The organism is Mycobacterium sp., assembly GCF_049673265.1.
Taxonomy (GTDB): Bacteria; Actinomycetota; Actinomycetes; order Mycobacteriales; family Mycobacteriaceae; genus Mycobacterium.
Genome location: NZ_JBATXN010000255.1, coordinates 1 through 4322 on the forward strand (window position 1 = coordinate 1; position 4322 = coordinate 4322).

A 4322-nucleotide genomic window follows, 5' to 3' on the forward strand; every position below is an offset into this window, starting at 1 on the left:
GTCTGATAGGACTGCTGGCCAGTCAACTCCGCGGTCAACTAGTCGATTCCTCTCCGCTCGCGAACTCGGGCTCGAGTTGATATTTGATAAAATCTGGTGTTGTCTGGATCACACTATGGTCTGGGCGGCGCGAAGACAACCCCGGTGACTTCCCTGCGTGCGCCCGTCACTGCGCGGCTTTCCGCGCAACGGCAGCCGCGGCTTCCACTTCGCCGCGCTCAGCTGTCCGACGAGGTGGCAGGCCATCTGCGGGCCGCGATCATGTCCGGCGCGCTGCGACCGGGGACGTTCGTCCGGCTCGACGAGACCGCGGCGAAACTCGGCGTCAGCGTCACGCCGGTGCGCGAGGCTTTGCTGAAATTGCGCGGCGAGGGCATGGTGCAACTCGAGCCGCATCGCGGACACGTCGTGCTGCCACTGACCCGCCAGGACATCGAGGACATCTTCTGGCTGCAGGCGACCATCGCCAAGGAACTTGCCGCCACCGCGGCCGAGCACATCACCGATGCCGAGATCGACGATCTCGAGCGCATCACCGAGGCGCTGGCCGCGGCCGTCGCCGCCGCGGACACCGAGACGATCGCGGCCACCGAATTCGCGTTTCACCGCGCCTTCAACCACGCGACCGGGCGAATCAAACTGGCGTGGTTCCTGCTGCATGTCGCCCGCTATATGCCGTTGATGGTCTACGCCGCCGATCCGGGTTGGGGCGCGGCCGCGGTCGATAACCATCGCAAGGTGATCGCCGCGCTGCGCCGCCGCGACACTGCCGCGGTAGTCGAGCACACCCACTGGCAGTTCACCGACGGCGCGCGGCGGCTCACCGAAACGCTGGACCACAGCGGCATCTGGGGTTAGGCCAATTCTTCGGCGCGCCGCTTCAGGTTTTCGGCGAGGTAGTCCAAGACGTTGTCCGCCAGTTTTTTGACCATTGGTGCGGGCACCGGCATCGTGGGCTCGACATCCATGTCCACCGTCAGCAGCGACGTCGCACCCATCTCCACGACGCTGAACAGCTGGTCCTGCTTTTTGAACAGATTGCCCTGCTGCATCACGGTCTGAATTTGATTCGGGCCCGGGTAGTAGACCGCTTGGATCAAGGTGTCTTCGATGCCTTGATACGCAGCATCGAGACGTAACTGACTGGCGCGTCCGTCGTCGTAGCGGGCCAGCACCCAGAGGCCTTTTATCTCTTGGTTCCACTGCGGGTAGGACTCGAAGTCGGCGACGATGGCCAGGATCTTGGCCGCGTCGGCGGCGACCTCGACGGTCTTGCTCACAAACGGCATTGGCCGACTATAACGACGCAGCTAGCTCACGCTGGCCGTGGACAGCAGTGCGCGGATGGCGTCCGGAATCGGTACCGGCCGACGGCTGGTGCGGTCGATGTAGACGTGCACCCAGTGCCCGAGCGCGGCGATCTTCTGCTCCGCTGGGTTTTCTGCGGCGTCGGGTTCTTCCGCCGCCCGGAAGATGCCGAGCCGATAGGTGACGCTGCTGCGACCCAACCTGGTGACTGCCACGCCGACGACAAGCCGCTGCGGAAAGTGCAGTTCGGAGAAGTAGCGGCAACCCGATTCGGCGACGATGCCTTGCGCCGCGATGGTGACCGGATCGATTGCGACGTTCGTGTTGATCCAGCCGTTGATCGCGGTGTCGAAAAGCTGGTAGTAGACCGCGTTGTTCAGGTGCCCGAACATGTCGTTGTCGGCCCAACGGGTCAGCACCGGCCAGAGCACCGGAAAGTCACGGCTGGTGAGCGCGTCCGAGTCGGGCGGACCCGCAGAAAACGGCGTCATGGTTGTATTCGACCATGCTGAAAATCCGGGGCGCCGTGCTGGAGCACATCGGATCGCCCCGGCCGTATGCCGATTCCCAACCCATCAGTGTCACTGAGATCGAGCTGGCCCCACCGGGCCCCGAGGAACTGCAGGTGCGCATCGAGGCCGCCGGCGTGTGCCACTCCGACTTGTCGGTGGTCGACGGCAACCGGGTGCGGCCGACGCCGATGCTGCTCGGCCATGAGGCGGCCGGCATCGTCGAGCAGGTTGGCGACAGCGTGACCGACCTGGCCGAAGGCCAGCGCGTCGTGATGACGTTCCTGCCGCGATGTGGGCACTGCGCGGCGTGCGCCACCGATGGGCTGACGCCGTGTGAACCGGGCAGCGCCGCGAACAACGCCGGGACCTTGCTTGGCGGTGGAATGCGGCTGAGCCGCGGCGGCGTAGGCGTCTACCACCATTTGGGGGTGTCGGGCTTCGCCACGCACGCCGTCGTACACCGCGACAGCGTCGTCCCGGTGCCAGACGATGTTCCGCCGCCGGTCGCGGCGCTACTCGGCTGCGCGGTGCTCACCGGCGGCGGCGCTGTGCTCAATGTCGGCAAGCCACAACCCGGTCAGACGGTGGCCGTCGTCGGTATCGGCGGTGTCGGTATGGCGGCGGTGCTGACCGCGTTGGCCCATCCGGATGTTCGCGTGATCGCGGTCGACCAGCTGGCCGAAAAGCTGGCGACTGCTTCGCGTTTCGGCGCGCACGAGGTCTATACGCCGCAGGCGGCCGTCGACGACGGTGTCAAAGCGCCCATCGTCATCGAGGCGGTGGGTCACCCGGCCGCGCTGCAGACCGCGATCGACCTGACAGCCCCCGGGGGGCGGACCATCACTGTCGGGCTGCCGCGGCCGGATGCCCGGATCAGCTTGTCGCCGTTAGGTTTTGTGGCGCAGGGCCGATCGCTGATCGGCAGCTACCTCGGATCTGCGGTACCGGCACGCGACATTCCGCGGTTCGTCGAGCTCTGGCGGTCCGGCCGGCTGCCGGTGGAGTCGTTGGTGTCCTCCACGGTCGAGCTGGACGACATCAACGCGGCGATGGATCACCTGGCCGACGGAACCGCCCTGCGCCAGTTGATCAGCTTCGGCTAGACCTGCCGAGCAGACGCAAAGGCCCCTCACGCCTCGGCGTGTCGGGGCCTTTTGCGTCTGCTCGGCCTACGCCCGGTGGAAGGCGCGTCGCAGCGCCCGACCCTGCAGGCTGAACAGCTGCTCGGCGACCTCCCAGTCGGGCAGCAGCGAGTCAAAGCCATGGCAGGTGCCGGGAAAGACGTGCAGTTCGGTGGCCACCCCGGCCCGCAGCAGCCGCTGGGCATGGTCGAGTGCCTCGTCGCGAAGCGGATCGATCTCCGCGCAGGTGATGAATGCCGGTGCCAGACGGGACAATTGGCTGCGCCGGGCAGGCACCGCATCCGCCGACGGCGCTGTCGACCCCAGATAGTGCCACCACATCTGCTCGCAGGCGGGGCCGTCGAACGCCGGTGTGGCGGTGAACTCGGCCTTCGATCGGGTGGCCCGGTCGTCGAGCACGGGCTGATGTAGCAGCTGAAAGACGATCGGAGGCAACAATCCGTCTGCGCAACGGTGCGCCAGGCATGCCGCCAGCGCGCCACCGGCGCTGCTGCCGGCGACCGCGATGCGTGATACGTCGACATCGAGTTCATCGGCGTTGGCCCACACCCAATTCAGCACGGTGATCGCGTCGTCGAGTGCTGCCGGGTACGGGTGCTCCGGCGCCAGCCGGTAATCCAGGGACACCACCGAGCAGCGTCCGCGGCGGGCTAGTTCCACACATTGACGGTGATCGGTATCCAGGTTGCCCAGCACGAATGCGCCTGCATGGCAATAGATCACGGTCGGCGACGGCGCCGGTCCGCCGCGATAGATGCGTACCCGCACCGGATGGGATTCGGCGGGCACGACGTGCTCGTGAATCGAAACGCCTGCGGTGTCGGCGCCGGCGACGGCGTCCCGACGACGCTCATCGAGGGAAGCGCGGATCAATCCGATCGTTGGCAAGTCCGTCAGGTCGGTGCGCGTCGTCGCAACGGCGCGCAGGACGGGATCGAGTCGCTCGTTCATCGGCCGTGCCGGGCCGACAGCGCCGTCTTCTGGTCCACCGACGCTGGCGCAAACGTGAACTCAGCGGAGTCGAATCGGCGGGTCATCCACCAGAACGCCCTTGCGCTGCGCGGCCATTGCGTTACCACCCGCCCGTTGGCAGCGCGAAAGTAGTTGCTGCACTGGGTGGTCCACACGGTGCCCTGCATCCACTGGTCGATCTTGGCGATGAAGTCCGCCATCGCCGACGGGCGCACCGCCACATACGGCTTGCCTTTGCGCCGCAGATATCGCAGTGCCCGAACGATGTAGCGCGCCTGCGCTTCGAGCACGAAGATCACGCTGTTGGAGCCCACGTTGGTGTTGGGTCCATACAGCATGAAGAAGTTCGGAAACCCGGGTACGGCCATGCCCAGATACGCATGTGCCC

5 protein-coding genes and 1 pseudogene are annotated in these 4322 nt (G+C 66.3%); 2 read left to right on the plus strand and 4 right to left on the minus strand.

The genetic code is table 11. The features are described from left to right. Positions 1-153: 153 nt before the first annotated feature. Positions 154-858: a GntR family transcriptional regulator gene (locus tag WBF82_RS08935; RefSeq protein ID WP_424382696.1), complete on the plus strand. Its 705-nt coding sequence runs from the start codon at positions 154-156 to the stop codon at positions 856-858. Here WBF82_RS08935 and WBF82_RS08940 read toward each other — a convergent pair. Together WBF82_RS08940 and WBF82_RS08945 are read right to left on the minus strand one after the other, a co-directional pair. Then, positions 855-1289, minus strand: coding sequence for an SRPBCC family protein (locus WBF82_RS08940; RefSeq protein WP_424382692.1), 435 nt, complete (start codon positions 1287-1289; stop codon positions 855-857). The genes WBF82_RS08935 and WBF82_RS08940 overlap by 4 nt on opposite strands. Positions 1290-1310: 21 nt before the next feature. After that, the gene (locus WBF82_RS08945) at positions 1311-1799 is read right to left on the minus strand and encodes an acyl-CoA thioesterase (RefSeq protein ID WP_424382693.1); all 489 of its coding nucleotides are present in this window, start codon (positions 1797-1799) and stop codon (positions 1311-1313) included. A gap of 14 nt (positions 1800-1813) precedes the next feature. Between WBF82_RS08945 and WBF82_RS08950 the strand changes: the two genes are divergently transcribed. Next, positions 1814-2923, plus strand: a complete 1110-nt coding sequence (locus WBF82_RS08950) for an alcohol dehydrogenase catalytic domain-containing protein (protein ID WP_424382694.1) — start codon at positions 1814-1816, stop codon at positions 2921-2923. 66 nt (positions 2924-2989) lie between these two features. On the opposite strand, the gene WBF82_RS08955 is transcribed toward WBF82_RS08950, so the two are convergent. Then, positions 2990-3913 (minus strand): alpha/beta hydrolase, encoded by a 924-nt coding sequence (locus WBF82_RS08955; RefSeq protein WP_424382695.1) that lies wholly within the window; start codon positions 3911-3913, stop codon positions 2990-2992. Beyond that, positions 3910-4322, minus strand: a pseudogene (locus WBF82_RS08960) (NAD(P)/FAD-dependent oxidoreductase); the annotation flags it as partial. The gene WBF82_RS08955 and the pseudogene WBF82_RS08960, both read right to left, overlap by 4 nt.

Bases quoted from the DNA above. Each gene is read 5' to 3' on its own strand.
- WBF82_RS08940 (WP_424382692.1), bottom strand. From the start codon at position 1,289: ATGCCGTTTGTGAGCAAGACCGTCGAGGTCGCCGCCGACGCGGCCAAG.
- WBF82_RS08945 (WP_424382693.1), bottom strand. From the start codon at position 1,799: ATGACGCCGTTTTCTGCGGGTCCGCCCGACTCGGACGCGCTCACCAGC.
- WBF82_RS08950 (WP_424382694.1), top strand. From the start codon at position 1,814: ATGCTGAAAATCCGGGGCGCCGTGCTGGAGCACATCGGATCGCCCCGG.
- WBF82_RS08955 (WP_424382695.1), bottom strand. From the start codon at position 3,913: ATGAACGAGCGACTCGATCCCGTCCTGCGCGCCGTTGCGACGACGCGC.